This window comes from Salmonella sp. 32020114201800008SM, assembly GCF_017572025.1.
Lineage (GTDB): Bacteria > Pseudomonadota > Gammaproteobacteria > Enterobacterales > Enterobacteriaceae > Salmonella > Salmonella enterica.
Map to the genome: position 1 here is coordinate 56,906 of NZ_JAGEQM010000001.1, position 22,403 is coordinate 79,308.

The window sequence follows — 22,403 nt, forward strand, 5'->3', positions numbered from 1 at the left end:
GACCGGTTATTGCTAACGGTTAATTACTCATTCACGGAGAAAAAATATGATGATTTTGTTCAGGCGGATACTGTTCTGCCTGTTATGGCTTTGGCTGCCCGTCTCCTGGGCGGCGGAAAGCGGCTGGCTGCGTTCGCCCGATAACGACCATGCCAGCATACGGCTACGTGCCGATACGTCCGCTAACGGTGAGACCCGGCTGTTGCTGGATGTCAAACTGGAAAACGGCTGGAAAACCTACTGGCGCGCGCCGGGGGAAGGGGGCGTGGCGCCCTCTATCGCCTGGAAAGGCGACATGCCTGAGGTAAGCTGGTTCTGGCCAACCCCCTCGCGCTTTGATGTGGCGAATATCACCACCCAGGGATATCACGACGAGGTGACCTTTCCGATGATCGTGCGCGGTACGCCGCCGGCGACCTTGCGCGGTGTGTTGACGTTATCAACCTGCAGCAATGTTTGTCTGTTGACCGATTACCCCTTTTCCGTGACGCCCACTGTGCAGAATGCCGATTTTGCCCATGACTATGCGCGGGCGATGGGTAAAGTTCCGCTCCGCAGTGGACTAACGGACTCGCTTGACGTCGGCTATCGCCCGGGAGAACTGGTGGTCACTGCTACGCGAGCGGCGGGCTGGTCATCGCCCGGGCTCTATCTTGACACCATAGATGACGTCGATTTTGCGAAGCCTCGCCTGCGCGTAGAGGGCGACAGGTTACAGGCGACGGTGCCGGTGACGGACAGTTGGGGCGAAAAGGCGCCCGATTTGCGCAACAAATCGCTGACCCTCGTGTTAGCCGATGGCGCTATCGCCCAGGAGAGCACGCAAACCATTGGCGCTGCGCCAGCGCAAACGCCGGACAATGCGGCGCTACCTTTCTGGCAAGTTGTAATGATGGCGCTGATCGGCGGGCTGATTCTTAATTTAATGCCTTGCGTACTGCCGGTTCTGGGCATGAAACTTGGCTCTATTTTATTGGTAGAGGAAAAAAGCCGCTCTCACATCAGGCGACAATTTTTGGCTTCGGTCGCCGGTATCATTGCGTCATTTATGGCGCTGGCGGCGTTTATGACCCTCCTTCGCCTGTCAAACCATGCGCTGGCCTGGGGAGTCCAGTTCCAGAATGCATGGTTTATTGGTTTTATGGCGCTGGTGATGTTGTTGTTTAGCGCCAGCCTGTTCGGGCTTTTTGAGTTCAGGCTTCCCTCATCTATGACCACGAAACTGGCCACTTACGGCGGTAACGGTATGTCGGGACATTTCTGGCAGGGGGCATTCGCCACGCTGCTGGCGACGCCTTGTAGCGCGCCGTTTCTGGGCACGGCGGTCGCGGTGGCGCTCACGGCGTCGTTGCCGACGCTGTGGGGGTTGTTCCTTGCGCTTGGCCTGGGAATGAGCGCGCCGTGGCTACTGGTCGCGATACGACCAGGGCTTGCGCTACGTTTACCGCGCCCCGGGCGTTGGATGAATGTCCTGCGTAGGATCCTCGGTCTGATGATGCTGGGGTCGGCTATCTGGCTGGCGACGTTACTCCTGCCGCATTTCGGCTTCACTGCGTCAAAGAGCGCGCAAGACACGGTTCAGTGGCAACCGTTGAGTGAACAGGCAATCCAGTCGGCGCTGGCGCAGCATAAGCGGGTATTTGTCGATGTCACTGCGGACTGGTGTATTACCTGTAAAGTGAATAAATACAACGTCCTGCAAAAAGAGGATGTGCAGGCCGCCTTGCAACAGCCGGATGTTGTGGCGCTGCGGGGAGACTGGACGCTGCCGTCCGATGCCATTACAGATTTTCTGAAAACGCGTGGCCAGGTCGCCGTGCCGTTTAATCAGGTATATGGCCCCGGCTTGCCGGAAGGGGAGGCACTGCCCACTTTGCTGACCCGCGATGCGGTATTACAAACGTTGAAAAAAGCGAAAGGAATAACCCAATGAAATACATGATTGTTTTACTGCTGGCGCTGTTTTCAACGCTGAGCATCGCGCAAGAAACCGCTCCTTTTACGCCCGATCAGGAAAAGCAGATTGAAAATCTGATCCATGCGGCGTTGTTTAACGATCCTGCCAGCCCGCGGATAGGCGCTAAACACCCTAAGCTGACGCTGGTGAACTTTACGGATTACAACTGCCCGTACTGCAAACAGCTCGATCCGATGCTGGAAAAGATTGTGCAGAAATATCCTGACGTTGCGGTCATTATTAAACCGCTGCCATTCAAAGGAGAGAGTTCCGTACTGGCGGCGCGTATTGCGCTGACCACCTGGCGCGAGCATCCGCAACAGTTCCTCGCGCTACATGAAAAACTCATGCAAAAGCGCGGTTACCATACGGATGACAGTATTAAACAGGCCCAGCAGAAAGCAGGGGCTACGCCAGTGACGCTGGATGAAAAAAGCATGGAAACGATACGCACTAATTTGCAGTTGGCAAGGCTGGTCGGCGTGCAAGGAACGCCAGCGACGATCATTGGCGACGAGCTGATTCCGGGCGCGGTGCCCTGGGATACGCTGGAAGCGGTGGTGAAAGAAAAACTGGCGGCTGCCAATGGCGGCTAAACTGCGGCGTTGGCTGCGTGAAGCCGCGGTTTTTCTGGCGCTCCTCATCGCGATAATGGTGGTCATGGACGTCTGGCGCGCGCCGCAGGCGCCTCCGGCGTTTGCCGCGACACCATTACGTACGCTGACGGGAGAGTCGACAACTCTGGCGACATTGAGCGAAGAACGCCCCGTACTGCTCTATTTTTGGGCCAGCTGGTGCGGGGTATGCCGCTTTACTACGCCTGCGGTCGCTCGCCTGGCGGCGGAAGGGGAAAACGTCATGACCGTTGCGCTCCGCTCCGGCGATGACGCTGAGGTTGCCCGCTGGCTGGCGCGCAAGGGCGTTGACTTCCCGGTCATCAATGATGCTAACGGCGCCTTATCCGCTGGATGGGAAATCAGCGTGACGCCAACGCTGGTGGTGGTTTCACAAGGTCGGGTTGTGTTCACCACCAGCGGCTGGACCAGCTACTGGGGCATGAAGCTTCGACTGTGGTGGGCAAAAACGTTTTGAATATGCGCCGGGGTTTCCCGGCGCTAACGCGTTTACTGTAAGAAAAACCCCCGTTTTGCGAAATCGTTCCCGGAAAAATGATCCATTTCTGTCACACTCAGAACGATTTGATAACAACAAGAGGTCATAGGGATGAAAAAATCATTACTCGCTGTTGCTGTGGCAGGGGCTGTTTTGTTGTCATCCGCCGTACAGGCGCAGACAACGCCGGAGGGTTATCAATTACAACAGGTGCTGATGATGAGCCGCCATAATCTGCGGGCGCCGCTGGCGAATAATGGCAGCGTACTGGCGCAGTCGACGCCGAACGCCTGGCCGGCGTGGGACGTTCCCGGCGGGCAACTGACGACGAAAGGTGGCGTGCTGGAAGTCTATATGGGACACTACACACGTGAATGGCTGGTCGCGCAGGGGCTGATACCGTCGGGAGAATGTCCGGCGCCCGACAAGGTATATGCCTATGCGAATAGTTTGCAGCGCACCGTCGCCACCGCGCAATTTTTCATTACCGGCGCTTTCCCCGGCTGTGATATTCCTGTTCATCATCAGGAAAAAATGGGCACTATGGACCCTACCTTCAATCCGGTAATTACCGATGATTCCGCCGCGTTCCGGCAACAGGCCGTACAGGCGATGGAAAAGGCGCGTAGTCAGCTACATCTTGATGAGAGTTATAAACTGCTTGAGCAGATAACGCATTATCAGGACTCGCCGTCCTGCAAAGAGAAGCATCAGTGTTCGCTAATCGACGCGAAAGATACCTTCAGCGCGAACTATCAGCAAGAGCCTGGCGTGCAGGGGCCGCTTAAAGTAGGGAACTCGCTGGTGGATGCGTTTACCCTGCAATATTACGAAGGGTTTCCGATGGATCAGGTCGCCTGGGGCGGGATCCACACCGATCGGCAGTGGAAGGTGCTGTCAAAACTGAAAAACGGCTATCAGGACAGCCTGTTTACCTCACCCAAGGTGGCGCGCAATGTCGCTGCGCCGCTGGTGAAATATATCGATAAGGTGCTGGTTGCCGATCGCGTTAGCGCGCCGAAGGTTACCGTGCTGGTGGGGCATGATTCCAATATCGCGTCGCTGCTGACGGCGTTGGATTTTAAACCCTATCAGCTCCATGACCAGTATGAGAGAACGCCGATTGGCGGTCAGCTTGTCTTCCAACGCTGGCATGACGGCAACGCTAACCGGGATTTGATGAAAATCGAGTATGTCTACCAGAGCTCCCGGCAGTTACGTAACGCGGAAGCGTTAACGCTCAAATCGCCCGCGCAAAGGGTAACCCTGGAACTGAAAGGATGTCCGGTGGATGCGAACGGCTTCTGTCCGCTGGATAAGTTCGATAACGTCATGAACACTGCCGCAAAATAGCCATATGCCCCCGCGCAGGCGGGGGCGTTTGTGTTATACGTTTTTACGTTCGATGATTTGTTCGCCCCAGAAGAGCGAGTCTTTGTCCGTTTTCTCAAAGGCTTTGATCAGCACCTCATCGCTACCTTCTTCCCATATTTTTTCTGCCAGTTTCTCGTCATAGTGAGCGACTTCAAAAATGGCTTCGGCAATTTCCGGCGACGTATTACGCAGGCTTGCCCATTCGCCGACGCGGTGCGCTTTTGCTTCTTGAGTTGGCATTCGAATCCTCCTGTTGAAGATTAGCCGTTGAGTTTGACTGCCAGACCGGCGACGTATTCCCCCTGATAGCGAGCGATAGAGAGTTCCTCCTGGCTTGGTTGACGTGAACCGTCGCCTCCGGCGATAGTCGTTGCGCCGTAAGGCGTGCCGCCGCGAACCTGGGAGACGTCAAACAGTTCCTGTGCGGCATAGCCTATCGGGACAATCACCATCCCATGATGGGCAAGCGTAGTCCAGGTCGAGGTGATGGTCTGCTCCTGGCCGCCGCCCGTTCCGGTAGAACTGAACACGCTGCCGAGCTTGCCGTATAGCGCGCCGGATGCCCACAGTCCACCGGTTTGATCCAGGAAGGTACGCATCTGGCCTGACATATTGCCAAACCGGGTTGGCGTACCAAAAATAATGGCATCGTAATCCGCCAGCTCCTGTGGGGTGGCAACCGGTGCGTTTTGCGTTTTACCGCCAGCTTTTGCGAAGATTTCAGGCGGCATTGTTTCTGGCACACGCTTTATAATGACCTCTGCGCCGTCGACTTTCTTTGCCCCTTCCGCCACCGCGTGCGCCATGGTTTCAATGTGTCCGTACATGGAATAATAGAGCACCAGAATCTTTGCCATTTGTACTACTCCTCAGATTAATCAGGTGTGTAGCGATTCGCTACGTCTATTTAAAGATATGCCCTCCTGTGAAGAGTGCAAATTTCAGCGCCATTTCTTTGATTTATAACAATAATTAATTTGGCGACCTTTGTTGCAAAATGATACATTTTTAAGCGCTTTGATTTTTCCAAGTATAAGAATAACTTATTTATTTCTCATTGTTATTATTCTGCATATTCGGCTTCTGATGTTGCAGAATATTTCGGTAAGCGGCCTACCACGGCGTTTTTCACTATGCTTAATGTTACGCGGCGTTACTGATGATATCGTCCATACGCGGCGCGAGGAGATACTCCTCATTACCTATGCAATATGATGTCTAATCTATGACGGAGGTCAGTAATGGCAAACCATCGTGGCGGTTCCGGTAATTTTGCGGAAGACCGCGAAAGAGCATCAGAAGCAGGTCGTAAAGGTGGTCAGCACAGCGGGGGCAATTTTAAGAATGACCCGCAGCGTGCATCCGAAGCAGGCAAAAAAGGGGGCAAAAGCAGTAACCGTAATAGCTAGCCTGCGTCACAACAGCAAGACGCTGAGCGTTTCGCGCTAAAAAGCGTCATGCGCCACCGCCGCCGGATTTCCGGCGGTTTTTTTGTTTATAAGCCGGATTTGGTATGCTTGCGTCCTGACGAAAAGGAGAGGGCGCATGTCGCAACGCACAGAGAAAAAAATCGGGAAACGTTCGCAGGCCACCGGTGCAAAACGGCAGCTTATCTTAACCGCCGCGCTTGCCGTTTTTTCCCAGTATGGCATTCATGGCGCGCGTCTTGAACAGGTTGCCGAGCGGGCAGGCGTCTCCAAAACCAATCTGCTTTATTATTATCCCTCGAAAGAGGCGCTGTATGTCGCGGTAATGCGACAGATTCTGGATGTCTGGTTGGCGCCGCTCAAGGCGTTTCGCGCAGAATCTTCCCCTCTGGAGGCCATCAAAGAGTATATCTGTCTCAAGCTGGAGGTTTCGCGTGATTATCCGCAGGCGTCGCGGCTCTTCTGCATGGAGATGCTGGCGGGCGCGCCGCTCTTAATGGAGGAACTGACCGGCGATCTAAAAGCGTTGATAGATGAAAAATCCGCGCTGATTGCCGGATGGGTGCACAGCGGGAAACTGGCGCCCATTTCCCCGCACCATTTGATCTTCATGATTTGGGCCGCCACGCAACATTACGCCGATTTTGCCCCTCAGGTTGAGGCGGTAACCGGCGCGACGCTTCGCGATGAAGCCTTTTTTAACCAAACGGTCGAAAGCGTTCAGCGCATTATTATTGAAGGGATTCGCGTGCGTTAACCGGCTGGCGGCAGTGGGCAGCTCAAATCACCCTCTTCACATTGCAGCAGCGAGGCTAAAAACGCTTCGCGTTCGTTCGTTTTATCGGTCAGGCACTGGCTGGCGATCATGGGTTGCACGCTGCCGCCCTCCGTACCTGAGCGAATCAGAGCGCAATCGGCGTCCCGCAGGGCAATCCATGCCACCTGCGCTTTTTGCAACAGCTCGCGCTGCGGCGGTTGCGCACGCTTAAGCGCGCTTTGATAGGTTTCGTTCAGCTTTTTATCTGCCGCCTGGTATTGCGCGGCGGCGCAGCGGTTCATTTCCAGCTGCGTACTGGCGCTGGCACACTCATCGGCCAACGCCTGACTGCTGAACAACAACGCCGCGCAGGTAAGGAAAATTCGTTTCATAAGCTCCTCTGACGCGAGTAAAAAGGCTCCATTGACGGAGCCTTAATTAACCACAGTATTAGCCAATTGTCATCAGGCTGGCATTACCGCCAGCGGCGGCAGTGTTTACGCTCAGCGAACGTTCAATATAGAGCCGTTCCAGCAGCATATTGCTTTCGCCGCGGGCGAAACCCTGTACCGACACTATCGCGCCTTCGCGGGCGGCGACGGCTTCGCACACGGTTCGCAGCTTGTCGGAGTCGCCGTGGAAAATCACCGCGTCAAACGGCTGCGCCATCAGCGTTTCCGCTTTCGCAAACTGGACACGCGCCGCGACGGCGGCGGGGAGACGTTTCGCCAGATCGCGGTGGAAGGCGTCGTCTGACCATAGCGCCTGACTGCCGACGGCGAGAACAGCGGCAAGCTGCGTCAACGCGTCCTGTTCGTCATCAGCCAGGCATAATACCCGTTCACGCGGCAACAGCGTCCAGGTATTGCGCTCGCCGGTCGGCCCCGGTAGCAGGCGCTGCGTGCCGGCCTGCGCCAGATCGGCGAATTGTCGGCAGAGCGTCTGTAGCGCCGGGCGATCCGCCGCCCATTGCGTCAGGGCGGTCAACGGCGCGAGTAGCGTGGTTTTAAGCTGCGCATCTACCGGGTAACGCGCATCCTGACGAGTCAGCGTCGTATTGAGCGCATTGGGCGGGCGGTGTGCCAGCAGGCGGTAGAGATAGAGCGGTCCTCCCGCTTTTGGCCCGGTGCCGGACAGGCCTTCGCCGCCAAACGGCTGGACGCCGACGACCGCGCCCACCATATTACGGTTAACGTACAGGTTGCCGACATGGGCGGAACCGGTGACTTGCGCAATGGTTTCATCAATACGGGTATGTACGCCCAGCGTTAGCCCGTAGCCGGAAGCGTTAATCTGTTCGATAAGCTCCGCCAGTTGGTTACGGTTATAACGCACGACGTGCAGCACGGGCCCGAAGACCTCTTTTTCCAGTTCTGCGAAGTTTTCCAGCTCAATAAGCGTGGGCATAACAAACGTACCGGTCTGCCATTCCTGCGCATCATCGCTGTTTTCACGTGCGGCCTGGAAAACCGGGCGGCCTTTGGCGCGCATCGTCTGGATGTGACGTTCAATGTTGGCTTTGGCCTCGCTATCGATCACCGGCCCGATATCGGTCGTCAGACGGCCTGGATTCCCCATCCGACACTCCGCCATCGCGCCGCGTAACATTTTCAGCGTATGTTCGGCGATATCGTCCTGCAAACACAGCACGCGGAGCGCGGAACAGCGTTGTCCGGCGCTGTCGAAAGCGGAAGCCAGCACATCCACGACCACCTGCTCGGTGAGCGCGGAAGAGTCGACAATCATAGCGTTCATACCGCCGGTTTCCGCAATCAACGGAATAGGGCGGCCCTGGGCGTCAAGACGCGTGGCGATGTTGCGCTGCAACAACGTCGCGACCTCCGTGGAGCCGGTAAACATCACGCCGCGTACACGCGTATCGGCGGTAAGCTGGGCGCCGACGGTTTCTCCCCGTCCCGGCAACAGTTGCACGACGCCCGGCGGTACGCCCGCTTCCAGCAAAATGGCAATGCCCTGGGCGGCAATCAGCGATGTCTGCTCTGCCGGTTTCGCCAGAACGCTGTTACCTGCCGCCAGCGCGGCGGCGATTTGGCCGGTGAAAATGGCCAGCGGGAAGTTCCACGGACTGATGCAGACTACCGGCCCTAACGGGCGATGCGTTTCGTTATCGAAATCGTCACGCACTTGACCGGCATAATAATGGAGGAAGTCTACCGCTTCGCGCACTTCGGCAATGGCGTTGCTGAACGTTTTCCCCGCTTCACGCACCAACAGGCCAATCAACTGCTGCATTTGGTCTTCCATTAATACCGCCGCCCGCTGCAAAATAGCGGCGCGTTCTTGCGGCGGCGTCGCAAACCAAACCGGCGCCTGATTGACCGCGTTTTGCAATGCCTGTTCAACCTCGCTTTCTGTCGCTTCGCGTCCCCAGCCAACAATATCTTTCGGTTCCGCCGGGTTGATAACCGGCGTCATCTCACCGTCGGCCACCGGTTGTTCCAGCACAGGTTTGGCCTGCCATTTCTGCATGGCGTTGCTTAACAGGGCAGAAGAAAGCGAGGCGAGGCGATGTTCATTCGCTAAATCAAGTCCGGCGGAGTTTATCCGACCTTCGCCGTACAGATCGCGCGGCAGCGGAATTTTCGGATGCGGTATGCCAGCCTGACCTTCCTGCTGCGCCAGTTTTTCCACGGCCTCGACCGGGTCCGCCACCAGTTCATCGAGCGGTAGGGTGGCATCGGCGATACGGTTGACAAAAGAGGTGTTGGCGCCGTTTTCCAGCAGGCGTCGTACCAGATAGGCCAGCAGGGTTTCGTGTGTTCCCACCGGCGCGTAAATACGGCAGGGACGGTTAAGTTTTCCGTCCGCCACTTTACCGGTGACCTGTTCATACAGCGGTTCGCCCATGCCGTGCAGGCACTGGAATTCGTACTGACCCGGATAGTAATTTTGCCCGGCCAGATGATAAATCGCCGCCAGTGTGTGAGCGTTATGGGTCGCGAACTGCGGGTAGATCAGATTAGGGACGGCGAGCAGTTTTTTCGCGCAGGCCAGATAAGAGACATCGGTATACACTTTGCGAGTATAAACCGGATAGCCCTCCAGCCCTTCCATTTGCGCGCGTTTGATTTCGCTATCCCAGTAGGCGCCTTTCACCAGACGAATCATCAGCCGCCGGCGGCTACGGGAGGCCAGTTCGACTAAATAATCAATGACCAGCGGACAGCGTTTCTGGTAAGCCTGGATCACAAAGCCAATGCCGTTCCAGCCCGCCAGTTCGGGTTCGAAGCAGAGTTTTTCCAGCAGATCGAGCGAGATCTCCAGACGATCCGCCTCTTCGGCGTCGATATTGAGACCGATATCATACTGGCGCGCCAGCAGCGTCAGTGATTTCAGGCGCGGATAAAGCTCCTCCATTACCCGATCGTATTGCGCGCGACTATAGCGTGGATGCAGGGCGGACAGCTTAATCGAGATGCCTGGCCCTTCGTAAATACCGCGACCGTTAGACGCTTTGCCGATGGCATGAATCGCTTGCTGGTAAGAGACCATATAGGCCTGCGCATCGGCGGCGGTTAACGCGGCTTCGCCCAGCATATCGTAAGAATAGCGGAACCCTTTCTCTTCCAGTTTTCGGGCATTCGCCAGTGCTTGAGCAATGGTTTCGCCAGTCACGAACTGCTCGCCCATTAAACGCATCGCCATGTCGACGCCTTTGCGGATTAACGGTTCGCCGCTCTTGCCGATAATGCGGTTCAGCGAGCGCGAAAGATTGGCTTCGTTATGCGTTGAGACCAGTCGGCCGGTAAAGAGCAGCCCCCAGGTAGCGGCGTTTACAAACAGCGACGGGCTACGGCCAATATGCGACTGCCAGTTGCCATTACTGATTTTGTCGCGAATTAACGCATCGCGCGTAGCTTTGTCGGGAATACGCAGCAGCGCTTCCGCCAGACACATCAGCGCAACGCCTTCTTGCGAAGAGAGGGAAAACTCCTGCAACAGGCCTTGCACCATACCCGCGCGACCGCTGGCGGATTTTTGATTGCGCAATTTCTCCGCCAGTTGATACGCCAGTTTATGCGCCTGCTCAGCGACAGGCGGCGACAGGCGCGCCTGTTCCATTAGCATTGACACTGCATCGGTTTCCGGGCGGCGCCAGGCGGCGGTGATGGCGGCGCGAGAGACGGATTGGGGAAGAATCTGTTCGGCAAACTCCAGAAAGGGCTGATGCGGCTCATCCTGCGGCGCGACCGGCTCCTCGCTTTCATTTGCCGCGCCGGCAAACAGCGCAGGTAGCTCCGGTAGCGTATCGCTATTTTCCAGCTTGTCCAGATAGCTAAAGATTGCCTGTTTTATTAACCAGTGCGGCGTGCGATCGATACGCGACGCGGCCATTTTGATCCGTTCGCGCGTGGCGTCGTCCAGCTTAACCCCCATCGTGGTGGTTCCCATACCCTCTACTCCTGTTATTCGCTCTATCTGCTAACCAATAGTTAGCGGAAAATATCCACTATGTTGCAACTTTGTGCAACCGCGTTAAATGTGACCTGCGTTGCAAGCTTAAAAATGAATAAATTGTTAAAAAAAGAAAGTGGGAGTCTGACGGGGAAAACCATCTGGATTTATTTTCTCTGCGGTAGTTAACACTTTTAAAAGGTGCAACCGCAAAAAATGTGAGAGAGTGCAACCTGGAGAAAAATAGTATCCCTCTGCAATCAAATTTGATGTAAATGGTGTGTTAAATCGATTGTGAATAACCACCGCTTCCGGCAGGATACGGTCGCCCTGGTAAACATAACACCCTTGCCACGTTCCGGCAGGGTACAAAACGGCACGCTACGGTAGTGCCAATAAATAAATTTGGAGAACCTTGATGGCTATTAGCACACCGATGTTGGTGACATTCTGTGTCTATATTTTTGGCATGATATTGATTGGGTTTATCGCCTGGCGCTCTACCAAAAACTTTGATGACTATATTCTTGGCGGTCGCAGTCTGGGGCCGTTTGTTACGGCTTTATCAGCCGGCGCGTCGGATATGAGCGGCTGGCTGTTAATGGGGCTGCCTGGCGCTATCTTTCTGTCGGGGATCTCTGAAAGCTGGATCGCCATTGGCCTGACGTTAGGCGCATGGATTAACTGGAAGCTGGTGGCCGGGCGCCTGCGCGTGCATACCGAATTTAACAATAACGCGCTCACGCTACCGGACTATTTTACCGGTCGGTTTGAAGATAAGAGCCGAGTCCTGCGTATTATTTCCGCGCTGGTCATTCTGCTGTTTTTCACTATCTATTGCGCATCAGGTATTGTCGCTGGGGCACGACTGTTCGAAAGCACCTTCGGTATGAGCTATGAAACCGCACTGTGGGCGGGGGCCGCGGCAACCATTATTTATACCTTTATCGGCGGGTTTCTTGCCGTTAGCTGGACGGATACCGTTCAGGCCAGCCTGATGATTTTTGCGTTAATCCTGACGCCGGTGATGGTTATTGTCGGCGTAGGCGGTTTTAGCGAGTCGCTGGAGGTAATCAAGCAAAAGAGCATCGAGAATGTCGACATGCTCAAGGGGCTGAATTTTGTCGCTATTATTTCTCTGATGGGCTGGGGACTGGGTTACTTCGGTCAGCCGCATATCCTGGCGCGCTTTATGGCGGCGGATTCCCATCACAGTATTGTTCATGCGCGTCGTATCAGTATGACCTGGATGATTCTGTGTCTGGCGGGCGCGGTGGCGGTGGGCTTCTTTGGCATTGCGTACTTTAACAATAACCCCGCGCTGGCCGGGGCGGTGAACCAAAACTCAGAACGCGTATTTATTGAACTGGCGCAGATCCTGTTTAACCCGTGGATTGCCGGTGTTCTGCTGTCTGCTATCCTGGCGGCGGTGATGTCGACGTTGAGCTGTCAGTTGCTGGTATGCTCCAGCGCGATTACGGAAGATTTATATAAGGCTTTTCTGCGTAAAAGCGCCAGCCAGCAAGAGCTGGTATGGGTAGGGCGAGTGATGGTGCTGGTGGTAGCGCTGATCGCCATTGCGCTGGCGGCGAACCCCGATAACCGTGTGCTGGGGCTGGTGAGCTACGCCTGGGCTGGATTCGGCGCGGCATTTGGACCTGTTGTCCTGTTTTCTGTGATGTGGTCGCGTATGACACGTAACGGCGCGCTGGCGGGAATGATTATTGGCGCGGTGACGGTTATCGTCTGGAAACAATATGGTTGGCTGGATCTGTATGAGATCATCCCTGGCTTCATTTTCGGCAGCCTGGGGATCGTAATCTTTAGCCTGCTTGGCAAAGCGCCGACAGCAGCGATGCAGGAACGCTTTGCAAAAGCGGACGCGCATTATCATTCCGCGCCGCCGTCGAAGCTACAGGCGGAATAACCGACATGTCCGATAGCATTATTGCCATCGGACATATTTTACCAGGCGGCGTTATACGCCTGCCTGGTCCTCTGATAAGTCCCGGACCGAATGACTGAAGATGTTCAGGTAAATGAGGACGCACTCTCAAACTATTTTTAGCCCTTGAGCGCCGTTAACGCGGGCGTAATACGTCTCGAGTAATCACTAACTGGCCATATATGAAATCGCCTGTTAATGGTACCAATAGCCTTGGCGCAATAGAGTAATGACAAAAATTAAAACGAGTCAGCGTTACCGGCGTAAGTATGCCGCACAAAATTTTGCATAAATAATGCCGTTTTAGCGATGGGAGAGAGGACACGTTAATTACTCCATTTTAACCTTTTATATGTTGAATATTCAATGGGTTATGGGTGGTTTCACCATTAATACCCGCAGTAGCTAATGATTATCTTTTTTAGTCTCCTGCCGATGAAATAATCGTGTAATCTTTCTGTAAGAGACTGACAATGACGCAATAATGTTTGGTTAATGTTTGGTAAATATATTGTTGCATTATTGATGTTTTGTGTTGTACTTAGTAGTAATAGCGGTAGTTCCCCGGCAGTGATGGTCACTCACTATGGAGATCGCGAATGGTAATGTCCGCACCAGGACACATTGTTTACAGTAGTTACAACACTCTGTACGGACATTCTCTCTCCGGTGGTGATCTTGTCACCTTAAAAGCTCTCATCATTTCTCTTACTGTCCATACCCATGACGTCATATGTGGTGCGCGTAGCCGTGTGTGGCGTCGTTTCAAAAAGCAAGCTAAGGCTTACAAGGAAGCCAACCCTCAGATGTGTGTGCGCATAATCGCGTTCAAGAGAACGCGGGTGATGTATACCTACAACTCAAGGTGCTATCCATGGGAAGACAAAAAGCAGTGATCAAAGCTCGTCGTGAAGCAAAGCGTGTGTTGAGACGAGATTCGCGTAGTCATAAGCAACGTGAAGAAGAATCGGTCACGTCACTGGTACAGATGGGCGGAGTAGAAGCCATTGGCATGGCGCGCGATAGTCGCGATACCTCGCCTGTTAAGGCGCGAAATGAAGCACAGGCGCATTATCTGAACGCTATCGACAGTAAACAGCTTATTTTTGCGACCGGCGAAGCCGGCTGTGGAAAAACATGGATCAGTGCGGCAAAGGCGGCAGAAGCATTGATTCATAAGGACGTCGAGAGGATCATTGTGACGCGTCCGGTATTGCAGGCTGATGAAGATCTTGGTTTTTTGCCCGGTGATATCGCTGAAAAATTCGCGCCTTATTTTCGTCCCGTCTACGATGTCCTGCTTAAACGGTTGGGCGCGTCCTTTATGCAATATTGTTTGCGCCCGGAAATCGGTAAGGTAGAAATTGCCCCGTTCGCCTATATGCGTGGGCGTACTTTTGAAAATGCGGTCGTGATCCTCGACGAGGCGCAAAATGTGACTGCGGCGCAAATGAAAATGTTTTTGACGCGATTAGGCGAAAATGTCACGGTCATTGTCAATGGCGATATTACGCAATGCGACCTGCCGCGCGGCGTGCGTTCCGGATTGAGCGATGCGTTGGAACGCTTTGAAGAAGATGAAATGGTAGGGATTGTGCATTTCAACAAAGACGACTGCGTGCGCTCGGCGCTTTGTCAGCGAACGCTCCACGCATACAGCTAATATAGCATTGACTTTCAGAGCCCGGGAGACCGGGCTTTGTTGTCTATAAAGCGTCCAGCAGACTCATGGACAAAAAAGGAAAATGACGCCTGTACGTGAAGGGAATTATTTTGTCATGTCCAGGGCATTCATTGTCCGTAATTTGCTTTCTCGGGCCTGTTCCGGCGAGGACTGTACAAGAAGGGTATAGAGCAGGTCAAAGACGAAAAGCTGCGCGGCTTTCGTACCGATCGAGTCACCCTGCAACATTCCTTGCCGATTACCATTGATCAGGCAAAAATCGGCCTCTTCACATAATGGAGAACCCAGATTATGGGTAATGGCGACAGTGGTGGCGCCAGCCTGTCGGGCCAATCGGAGTGAATGCACTGTTTCTGGCGATGTGCCCGAGTGACTGACACCCATCGCGACATCGCCTGCTTTTAATAGCGTAGCCTGCATGTACATAAAATGGTTATTGCTTACCGCATCGCCCCGTAAACCAATACGCATTAGCTTGTGTTTCATATCCAGCGCCGTGATCCCCGATGAGCCCACACCAAAGATATAAACTGAGTGACAGTGACGTAGGGCGTCCACGACACCGAGAACCTGTTGCATATCAAGCAGATTTAGCGTTTCAGACAATACATTACTAATGGTGTTCTGCAATTTTAAACCAATGGCGTGGGCATCGTCGGATTCGCTAACTTCGGCATCCAGTAGAGGACTACTGTCATCAGACTCGGTAGTGGCAAGTTCAATGGCCAGGTCCATTTTAAAATCCTGAAAACCTTTATAGCCCAGGGTGCGACAAAAGCGAATAACCGTGGCTTCTCCGGCCTGTGTGTCGCGCGACAAATCGGCAATAGATGACTGTGTCACCTGTCTGGGGAAGGCTAAAATATATTGCGCAATACGCTGGGAGGCACGTGTCAGGCTTTTTTGCATAGCACCCAGAGTGTCAAGGATTTTTCCGGGTTTAAGACGTGGGGGTTGAGGCTCCATATAGTTCCTGCTCTTGAGGGCTGATTGCGGCACAAAGCCTGCAATATCGAACAGAGCAGAGCCTATCAAGTCTGCGGCATGAAAAAAAGCGCGATGTAAGTAAAGGAGGGGGAATATTTACATCGCGTTGCCAACTTATGACAGAACATCACTGGAGAGTAATCTGTTTGCTCTTACGGTGTTTATAGCGCGCCATCTGTCGGATGGTTTATATCTGGCCCGGTATTGTCGCCCCGGGCGTTGGCGTCACCGTGTGCTGTGTCGGTATAGCGTGGTATCATGAAATCATAATGTCACCTTTGGTTCAGGTTTTTCATCCAGCGTCAATGGCGGTGCCGGGGCAAATAACGGGGCGAAAATAACGCCGCTGATCACCACGCTTAGCGAGCCAATGACCCCATAAAAGAAGAAGTTAAGGTCAGTGGCATAGCGTGCGCCCAGCACGGTAATGACGCTGATAATAATTCCTAAAACCGCACTCCCGGCATTTGCTCGTTTAAAGAAAATGCCCAGCATGAACAGACCGGTCATTGGCCCTCCCATCAGACCTATCAGACTATTAAATGCATCCCAGATTTCTGATTCATCGGCCATGACCAGCCATACCGAGGCCGCGCTACTTATCAGGCCCGCTACCAGAATAACTAACTTAGCTATTTTCATACGGTTTTCTGGCGTTCTTTTTTTATGACTCAAACGCTGATAGATATCGGAATTAAAACAACTGGAAATGCTGTTTAAGCTGCTGGAGATGCTGGACTGCGCGGCAGCGAAAATAGCGGCGATTATCAACCCTGCAATGCCGACTGGCATTTCGGTGACCACGAATAAGGGTAAAATGCCGCCAGTGTTGAATCCCGCCGGTAATAATTGTGGATGTTGCTGATAGTAGACAAACAATGCCGAGCCGATAGCAAAAAAGAAAACAGGGATCACAGCAACCAGTTTGGCATTTGTAAGTAATGTTTTCTTCGTTTCCTCTATGGAGTCAGTCACGATATAGCGTTGGACCACATCCTGACTGGCAGTAAATTGCTGAATATTGGCAAACAGAAAACCAATCATCAATACAGGTACTGTGCTTTCCGTCCAGCTCCAGTGGAACTGCGTAGCCGGAAAGAATTTATCCGCCTGCTGCGTCACCGTAAAAATTTCACCAATGCCGCCCTGGACTTTGAGACATATCACTATAAAAATCAGTATCGCGCTGCCAGAAAGTAAGAGGCCTTGAATAACATCAGTCCATATTACTCCTTCAATTCCACCCATCCAGGTATAAATGATACACATCACGCTAATCAACAGTACCAAAATCACCGGGTCTATAGCGATGAAGGGGCGCAAGGCCAGCACGGTGAGGAAAGTGATAATGGCGATACGTCCGATATGAAACAACATAAATGACATGCTGGCGAATAGACGGCAGCGCACATCGAACCGTGCTTCGAGATATTCATAGGCTGATGTGACTTTCAATTTCCGAAAAAACGGAATATAGAAATAAAAAACCAGCGGTAAAATTGCGATAGCCAGATACTGACCAATGATAAACGTCCAGTCGGAAGTAAACGCTTTGGCAGGAATTGACATAAATGTAATTGAGCTTAACGTAGTAGCAAATACACTGACCCCAGCCGCCCAACCAGGAACCCGGCCACCACCGCGAAAATAATCGTCTGCTGTTTTTTGCCGTCTGGAAAAATAGACACCGACTAACATCATGGCCAGGAGGTAGCCAAATAATACAAGATAATTAACGATGCCGAAAGAATGTGTAATCATAGTTCTTTCCTGCTTATGGTTTTGAGTAGAGTTGCGGTCATCGTCTGTGTATTTTTATCTTCCCATCATTCAGACGATACGATATTCAGATCAAGTAATAGTTTTTGTTAATCTCAATGACGCTAATCATGAGATGTAAAAGGCAGAGCATTTATGCTCCTGATGCCAAGACGTATGTCCTGCCGGATACCTGAAATAGCAGCTATCCGATATTGTGTTCAAACAGGCTTCAGGCCTGGGGATCGTATTTGCCGATAGCATTATTAACGTCGGGTTATTCTCTGAGACATAAATATCAATAGTAAGCGTGTTCATTTTCTTTTCCTGTTCAGCGTTTTACTGCGTGACTAAACCACTGACAGATATGCTCGATACGGGTGATAGCGGAACCAACGGTAACTGCCCAGGCACCATGCTCAATAGCATTGGCCGCCAGTGCAGGCGTGTTATAGCGCCCCTCGGCAATAACACGACAACCTGCATGGCTCAGTTGTGTCACCATTGCCAAATCTGGCTCAACCGGTGTGATGGGGCCGGTATAGCCAGACAGTGTTGTACCAATGAATTCGATTCCTTTCTGATGGCAACTTATGCCTTCATTCACGGTTGAACAGTCTGCCATCGCCAGTAATCCATGCAGGCGAATACGTGTCAGTAAACTATCAATATCAACCGGGCGAGAGCGGAATGAGGCATCAAAAGCGATAATATCGGCACCTGCCTGCGCCAGGGCGTCAACATCCTGTAAATAGGGAGTGATACGGACTGGCGACCCTGTAAGGTCACGTTTAATTATCCCAATAATTGGAACAGAAAGATGGGGACGAACAGTCCGCAGATTCTCAATGCCTTCAATGCGCACAGCGACCGCACCCGCCGAAGCCGCTGCCTGTGCCATTGCAGCCACAATTTCAGGTTTATCCATAGGGCTGCCTGGTACCGGTTGGCATGAGACAATCAGCCCACCGTTTTCGTGTACACTTTGTTCCAGCCTGGCTAATAGTGACATCCAGTTCCGCCTTATATATTTTGAAGTTTTACTCCGTTTTATATTATGTTGTGGAGCGTTGCCGCATCAAGCAAAAAGATAGAAAAATGTGAACACAGTCATAAGGTATGTTTGTCATTCAATTACTGCGCCAGCGGATTTGAGGCTATAACCTGAAGCTACAAGACAAATACAATTCACTCTGACGGCAGCATGCTGTATTTTATTAACTGCTTCCGGCATAAAGATAAAATGCTCAGAAAGAGCTTATACGCCACGGGATAGCCAGTATGAAATGCATCACATAATTCTTGTTGTATTTATTCGAATGCTATCACTAATGAGTTTGACCATAACAGGTCACCCATAATCACTTCTGACATCACCATGGTGTGCTTTTACCTCGCACATGATAACCCCATGTAATTATTTTTAGCGCTTGGTCACATTTTGTCATTATCATTGTTGAAATTGTGCACCATAAGATCACTAATGATGAAGCTTTACTCCAATTGTATTTCTTCGCATGGGGATGCAGATGAAAAATTTTAAGAAAATGATGACGCTAATGGCGCTATGTTTATCAGTCGCTATCACCACATCAGGATATGCAACGACGCTTCCTGATATACCAGAACCACTGAAAAATGGTACTGGCGCTATTGATAATAATGGCGTGATTTATGTCGGCTTAGGTACCGCAGGGACATCCTGGTATAAAATTGATCTTAAAAAGCAACATAAAGACTGGGAGCGTATAAAGTCGTTTCCTGGTGGAGCTCGTGAGCAATCCGTGTCGGTATTTTTAAATGATGAGCTTTATGTTTTTGGTGGCGTAGGGAAAAAAAACAGTGAATCACCGTTGCAGGTTTATAGCGATGTGTACAAATACTCACCGGTGAAAAATACATGGCAAAAAGTTGACACTATATCTCCAGTTGGATTAACAGGGCATACGGGAGTAAAATTAAACGAAACGATGGTACTTATTACCGGAGGGGTTAATGAGCATATCTTTGATAAGTATTTTATTGATATAGCGGCTGCGGCTGCGGCTGCGGATGAAAGTGAAAAAAATAAAGTCATCTATAATTATTTTAATAAACCTGCCAAAGATTATTTTTTTAATAAAATCGTATTTATCTACAATGCTAAAGAGAACACATGGAAGAATGCCGGTGAGCTGCCAGACGCGGGGACGGCAGGATCGTCATCGGTAATGGAAAATAATTTCCTGATGCTGATTAATGGTGAGCTCAAACCGGGTTTACGTACCGATGTGATTTACCGCGCCATGTGGGATAACGACAAGCTAACATGGTTGAAGAACAGCCAGTTACCGCCATCGCCTGGAGAACAACAGCAAGAAGGGTTGGCCGGAGCATTTTCGGGCTATAGTCACGGTGTCCTGCTTGTCGGTGGTGGCGCGAATTTTCCGGGAGCAAAACAAAATTATACCAATGGAAAGTTTTATTCCCACGAAGGAATAAATAAAAAATGGCGAGATGAAGTCTATGGTTTTGTTAATGGCCATTGGCAATATATGGGTAAAATGAAACAACCTCTCGGCTATGGTGTATCAGTAAGTTATGGTGATGAAGTTTTCCTTATTGGTGGTGAAAATGCTAAAGGGAAACCTGTTTCGTCTGTAACCTCCTTTACCATGCGTGATGGTAATTTATTAATAAAATAATTTTTTAAATACAAAAATAAAGTTAATTGATGAGCGGAGTATTTTATGAAAATCAACAAATATCTTCTGGGTATGGTTTCGTTTATAGCATTTTCATCATATCTACAAGCGGCAACCCTTGATTATCGGCATGAATATGCTGATAGAACCAGAATTAATAAAGATCGTATTGCTATAATTGAAAAGCTTCCTAACGGCATTGGTTTTTATGTCGATGCCAGCGTTAAATCGGGAGGAGTAGATGGTGAGCAGGATAAGCATTTAAGCGATCTCGTCGCAAACGCTATAGAACTGGGCGTAAGTTATAATTATAAAGTTACGGACAAATTTGTTTTGCAGCCTGGATTTATATTTGAAAGCGGTCCAGACACTTCAATTTATAAGCCTTATTTAAGGGGGCAATATAATTTTGATTCTGGTGTTTATATGGCTGGTCGTTACCGTTATGACTATGCAAGGAAGACAGCTAACTATAGTGATGATGAGAAAACGAATAGATTTGATACTTATATAGGTTATGTTTTTGATGAGTTGAAATTAGAATATAACTTTACCTGGATGGATAGCGATCAAATTAAATTTGATAACAAAAAAACAAACTATGAACATAATGTGGCTTTAGCCTGGAAACTGAATAAGTCATTTACACCATACGTTGAGGTCGGAAATGTAGCGGTGAGAAATAATACCGATGAGAGACAGACCCGTTATCGCGTTGGATTACAATACCACTTTTGAGAAAGGTTAAAGAGTTACTGTACTAATCTTTGCTTAGTATTCATATCGATAATCTTATAGCCCGTAGCTACGTTACAGAACGTTAGACTTTGTCTTGAGTATTCACGTCCTTAACGTAGCTACGAACAAGGATGATAAACAATGAATATACGCCTTACATAGCTACGATCTCAGGCGGTTGTCGGAAAGTGCCGATTGATAGTGTCTTATTCGGCAATTGATATGACTTAAAAATTAATTCCGTAAGCATTTCAGACGGTAACAGCAAATAAGGGTTTTATTGTGATAGCAAAATTCTTCCCGTGGTATAGCGAGATAACACGTCCACAAAAAAATGCTTTATTTTCAGCATGGCTGGGTTACGTTTTTGATGGCTTCGACTTTATGCTGATTTTCTACATTATGTATCTGATCAAGGCTGACTTAGGATTGACAGATATGGAGGGCGCATTCCTTGCCACAGCGGCCTTTATTGGGCGACCATTTGGCGGGGCGCTATTTGGTCTGCTGGCAGACAAATTTGGCCGTAAGCCGTTAATGATGTGGTCGATAGTTGCCTATTCTGTAGGTACAGGGTTAAGTGGCCTGGCTTCCGGTGTAATTATGCTGACGCTTAGTCGCTTCATTGTCGGTATGGGGATGGCGGGGGAGTATGCTTGCGCTTCTACTTATGCCGTGGAAAGTTGGCCAAAGCATTTAAAATCTAAAGCGAGCGCATTTCTGGTTTCAGGTTTCGGTATTGGTAACATCATAGCAGCCTATTTTATGCCGTCATTTGCCGAAGCGTATGGTTGGCGTGCTGCTTTTTTTGTCGGTTTGCTACCCGTTCTTTTAGTAATCTACATCCGGGCCAGGGCTCCTGAATCTAAAGAGTGGGAAGAAGCTAAACTCAGTGGTCCCGGAAAGCATTCACAAAGTGCCTGGTCAGTTTTCTCTTTGTCAATGAAAGGGCTATTTAATCGAGCTCAATTTCCACTGACATTATGTGTATTTATTGTTCTGTTCTCTATTTTCGGCGCAAACTGGCCGATCTTTGGTCTACTGCCTACATATTTGGCGGGAGAGGGCTTTGATACGGGCGTGGTCTCTAATTTAATGACGGCGGCGGCATTCGGCACTGTATTGGGAAATATCGTTTGGGGGCTGTGCGCAGATAGAATTGGTTTGAAGAAAACGTTCAGCATTGGTCTTCTCATGTCCTTTTTATTCATTTTCCCGTTATTCAGAATTCCGCAAGATAATTATTTACTGCTGGGCGCATGTTTATTCGGTTTAATGGCGACTAACGTAGGTGTTGGCGGGTTGGTTCCCAAATTTCTCTACGACTACTTTCCTCTTGAGGTTCGTGGTTTGGGTACCGGGCTGATTTATAATCTTGCTGCGACATCAGGCACATTCAATTCAATGGCGGCGACCTGGCTTGGAATAACAATGGGGCTAGGCGCTGCGCTAACGTTCATTGTTGCTTTCTGGACCGCAACAATTCTACTCATTATTGGCCTATCCATTCCGGATAGACTAAAAGCACGTCGTGAAAGTTTTCAATCAACAAAAGAATTTTAA

18 protein-coding genes are annotated in these 22,403 nt (G+C 50.9%); 11 read left to right on the forward strand and 7 right to left on the reverse strand.

Annotated features, from left to right (window positions below):
- Nucleotides 1-46: 46 nt before the first annotated feature.
- The 4 genes from J4613_RS00290 to agp all read left to right on the forward strand — a co-directional run bounded on the left by J4613_RS00290 (nucleotide 47) and on the right by agp (nucleotide 4,423).
- Entirely contained in the window at nucleotides 47-1,933 is a 1,887-nt protein-coding gene (locus J4613_RS00290) for a thioredoxin family protein (RefSeq protein ID WP_000972961.1), read from the forward strand.
- Nucleotides 1,930-2,553, forward strand: a complete 624-nt coding sequence (locus tag J4613_RS00295; protein ID WP_000876690.1) for a DsbA family protein — start codon at nucleotides 1,930-1,932, stop codon at nucleotides 2,551-2,553. Before J4613_RS00290 ends, J4613_RS00295 begins: the two co-directional genes overlap by 4 nt.
- Nucleotides 2,543-3,049 (forward strand): protein disulfide oxidoreductase, encoded by a 507-nt coding sequence (locus J4613_RS00300; protein WP_000729208.1) that lies wholly within the window; start codon nucleotides 2,543-2,545, stop codon nucleotides 3,047-3,049. Before J4613_RS00295 ends, J4613_RS00300 begins: the two co-directional genes overlap by 11 nt.
- Before the next feature lie 132 nt (nucleotides 3,050-3,181).
- Nucleotides 3,182-4,423 (forward strand): bifunctional glucose-1-phosphatase/inositol phosphatase, encoded by a 1,242-nt coding sequence (gene agp / locus J4613_RS00305; protein ID WP_208293640.1) that lies wholly within the window; start codon nucleotides 3,182-3,184, stop codon nucleotides 4,421-4,423.
- A gap of 33 nt (nucleotides 4,424-4,456) precedes the next feature.
- On the opposite strand, the gene J4613_RS00310 is transcribed toward agp, so the two are convergent.
- Together J4613_RS00310 and wrbA are read right to left on the reverse strand one after the other, a co-directional pair.
- Nucleotides 4,457-4,684, reverse strand: a complete 228-nt coding sequence (locus tag J4613_RS00310) for a YccJ family protein (protein ID WP_001143125.1) — start codon at nucleotides 4,682-4,684, stop codon at nucleotides 4,457-4,459.
- A gap of 20 nt (nucleotides 4,685-4,704) precedes the next feature.
- Nucleotides 4,705-5,301 (reverse strand): NAD(P)H:quinone oxidoreductase, encoded by a 597-nt coding sequence (gene wrbA / locus J4613_RS00315; RefSeq protein WP_001062898.1) that lies wholly within the window; start codon nucleotides 5,299-5,301, stop codon nucleotides 4,705-4,707.
- A 384-nt stretch (nucleotides 5,302-5,685) separates the two neighbouring features.
- On the opposite strand from wrbA, the gene J4613_RS00320 reads away from it, so the two are divergent.
- On the forward strand, nucleotides 5,686-5,853 hold the full coding sequence (locus J4613_RS00320; RefSeq protein ID WP_001273663.1) for a general stress protein: 168 nt from the start codon (nucleotides 5,686-5,688) through the stop codon (nucleotides 5,851-5,853).
- 136 nt (nucleotides 5,854-5,989) lie between these two features.
- On the forward strand, nucleotides 5,990-6,628 hold the full coding sequence (rutR, locus tag J4613_RS00325) for an HTH-type transcriptional regulator RutR (RefSeq protein WP_017465801.1): 639 nt from the start codon (nucleotides 5,990-5,992) through the stop codon (nucleotides 6,626-6,628).
- Here rutR and J4613_RS00330 read toward each other — a convergent pair.
- Both J4613_RS00330 and putA read right to left on the reverse strand, forming a co-directional pair.
- Entirely contained in the window at nucleotides 6,625-7,020 is a 396-nt protein-coding gene (locus tag J4613_RS00330; RefSeq protein WP_000821064.1) for a lysozyme inhibitor LprI family protein, read from the reverse strand. The genes rutR and J4613_RS00330 overlap by 4 nt on opposite strands.
- Nucleotides 7,021-7,078: 58 nt before the next feature.
- A complete protein-coding gene (gene putA / locus J4613_RS00335) occupies nucleotides 7,079-11,041 on the reverse strand; it encodes a trifunctional transcriptional regulator/proline dehydrogenase/L-glutamate gamma-semialdehyde dehydrogenase (protein WP_023241226.1) in 3,963 nt (1,320 codons plus the stop codon).
- A 421-nt stretch (nucleotides 11,042-11,462) separates the two neighbouring features.
- On the opposite strand from putA, the gene putP reads away from it, so the two are divergent.
- Together putP and phoH are read left to right on the forward strand one after the other, a co-directional pair.
- A complete protein-coding gene (gene putP, locus J4613_RS00340) occupies nucleotides 11,463-12,971 on the forward strand; it encodes a sodium/proline symporter PutP (RefSeq protein ID WP_001018467.1) in 1,509 nt (502 codons plus the stop codon).
- Between the two features lie 892 nt (nucleotides 12,972-13,863).
- A complete protein-coding gene (gene phoH, locus J4613_RS00345; protein WP_000533527.1) occupies nucleotides 13,864-14,652 on the forward strand; it encodes a phosphate starvation-inducible protein PhoH in 789 nt (262 codons plus the stop codon).
- A gap of 105 nt (nucleotides 14,653-14,757) precedes the next feature.
- Here the strand turns inward: phoH and J4613_RS00350 are convergent, their stop codons facing one another.
- The 3 genes from J4613_RS00350 to J4613_RS00360 form a co-directional block, all read right to left on the reverse strand.
- Nucleotides 14,758-15,639, reverse strand: coding sequence for a MurR/RpiR family transcriptional regulator (locus tag J4613_RS00350; protein ID WP_000433673.1), 882 nt, complete (start codon nucleotides 15,637-15,639; stop codon nucleotides 14,758-14,760).
- Between the two features lie 285 nt (nucleotides 15,640-15,924).
- Nucleotides 15,925-17,421, reverse strand: coding sequence for a sodium:solute symporter (locus J4613_RS00355; protein WP_000628085.1), 1,497 nt, complete (start codon nucleotides 17,419-17,421; stop codon nucleotides 15,925-15,927).
- A gap of 328 nt (nucleotides 17,422-17,749) precedes the next feature.
- Nucleotides 17,750-18,430: an N-acetylmannosamine-6-phosphate 2-epimerase gene (locus tag J4613_RS00360; RefSeq protein ID WP_000054243.1), complete on the reverse strand. Its 681-nt coding sequence runs from the start codon at nucleotides 18,428-18,430 to the stop codon at nucleotides 17,750-17,752.
- 505 nt (nucleotides 18,431-18,935) lie between these two features.
- On the opposite strand from J4613_RS00360, the gene J4613_RS00365 reads away from it, so the two are divergent.
- From J4613_RS00365 to J4613_RS00375, 3 genes are all read left to right on the forward strand, one after another.
- Entirely contained in the window at nucleotides 18,936-20,102 is a 1,167-nt protein-coding gene (locus J4613_RS00365) for an N-acetylneuraminate epimerase (protein WP_080083252.1), read from the forward strand.
- A gap of 45 nt (nucleotides 20,103-20,147) precedes the next feature.
- On the forward strand, nucleotides 20,148-20,840 hold the full coding sequence (locus tag J4613_RS00370; protein ID WP_023209868.1) for an oligogalacturonate-specific porin KdgM family protein: 693 nt from the start codon (nucleotides 20,148-20,150) through the stop codon (nucleotides 20,838-20,840).
- 282 nt (nucleotides 20,841-21,122) lie between these two features.
- Entirely contained in the window at nucleotides 21,123-22,403 is a 1,281-nt protein-coding gene (locus J4613_RS00375) for an MFS transporter (RefSeq protein WP_000560758.1), read from the forward strand.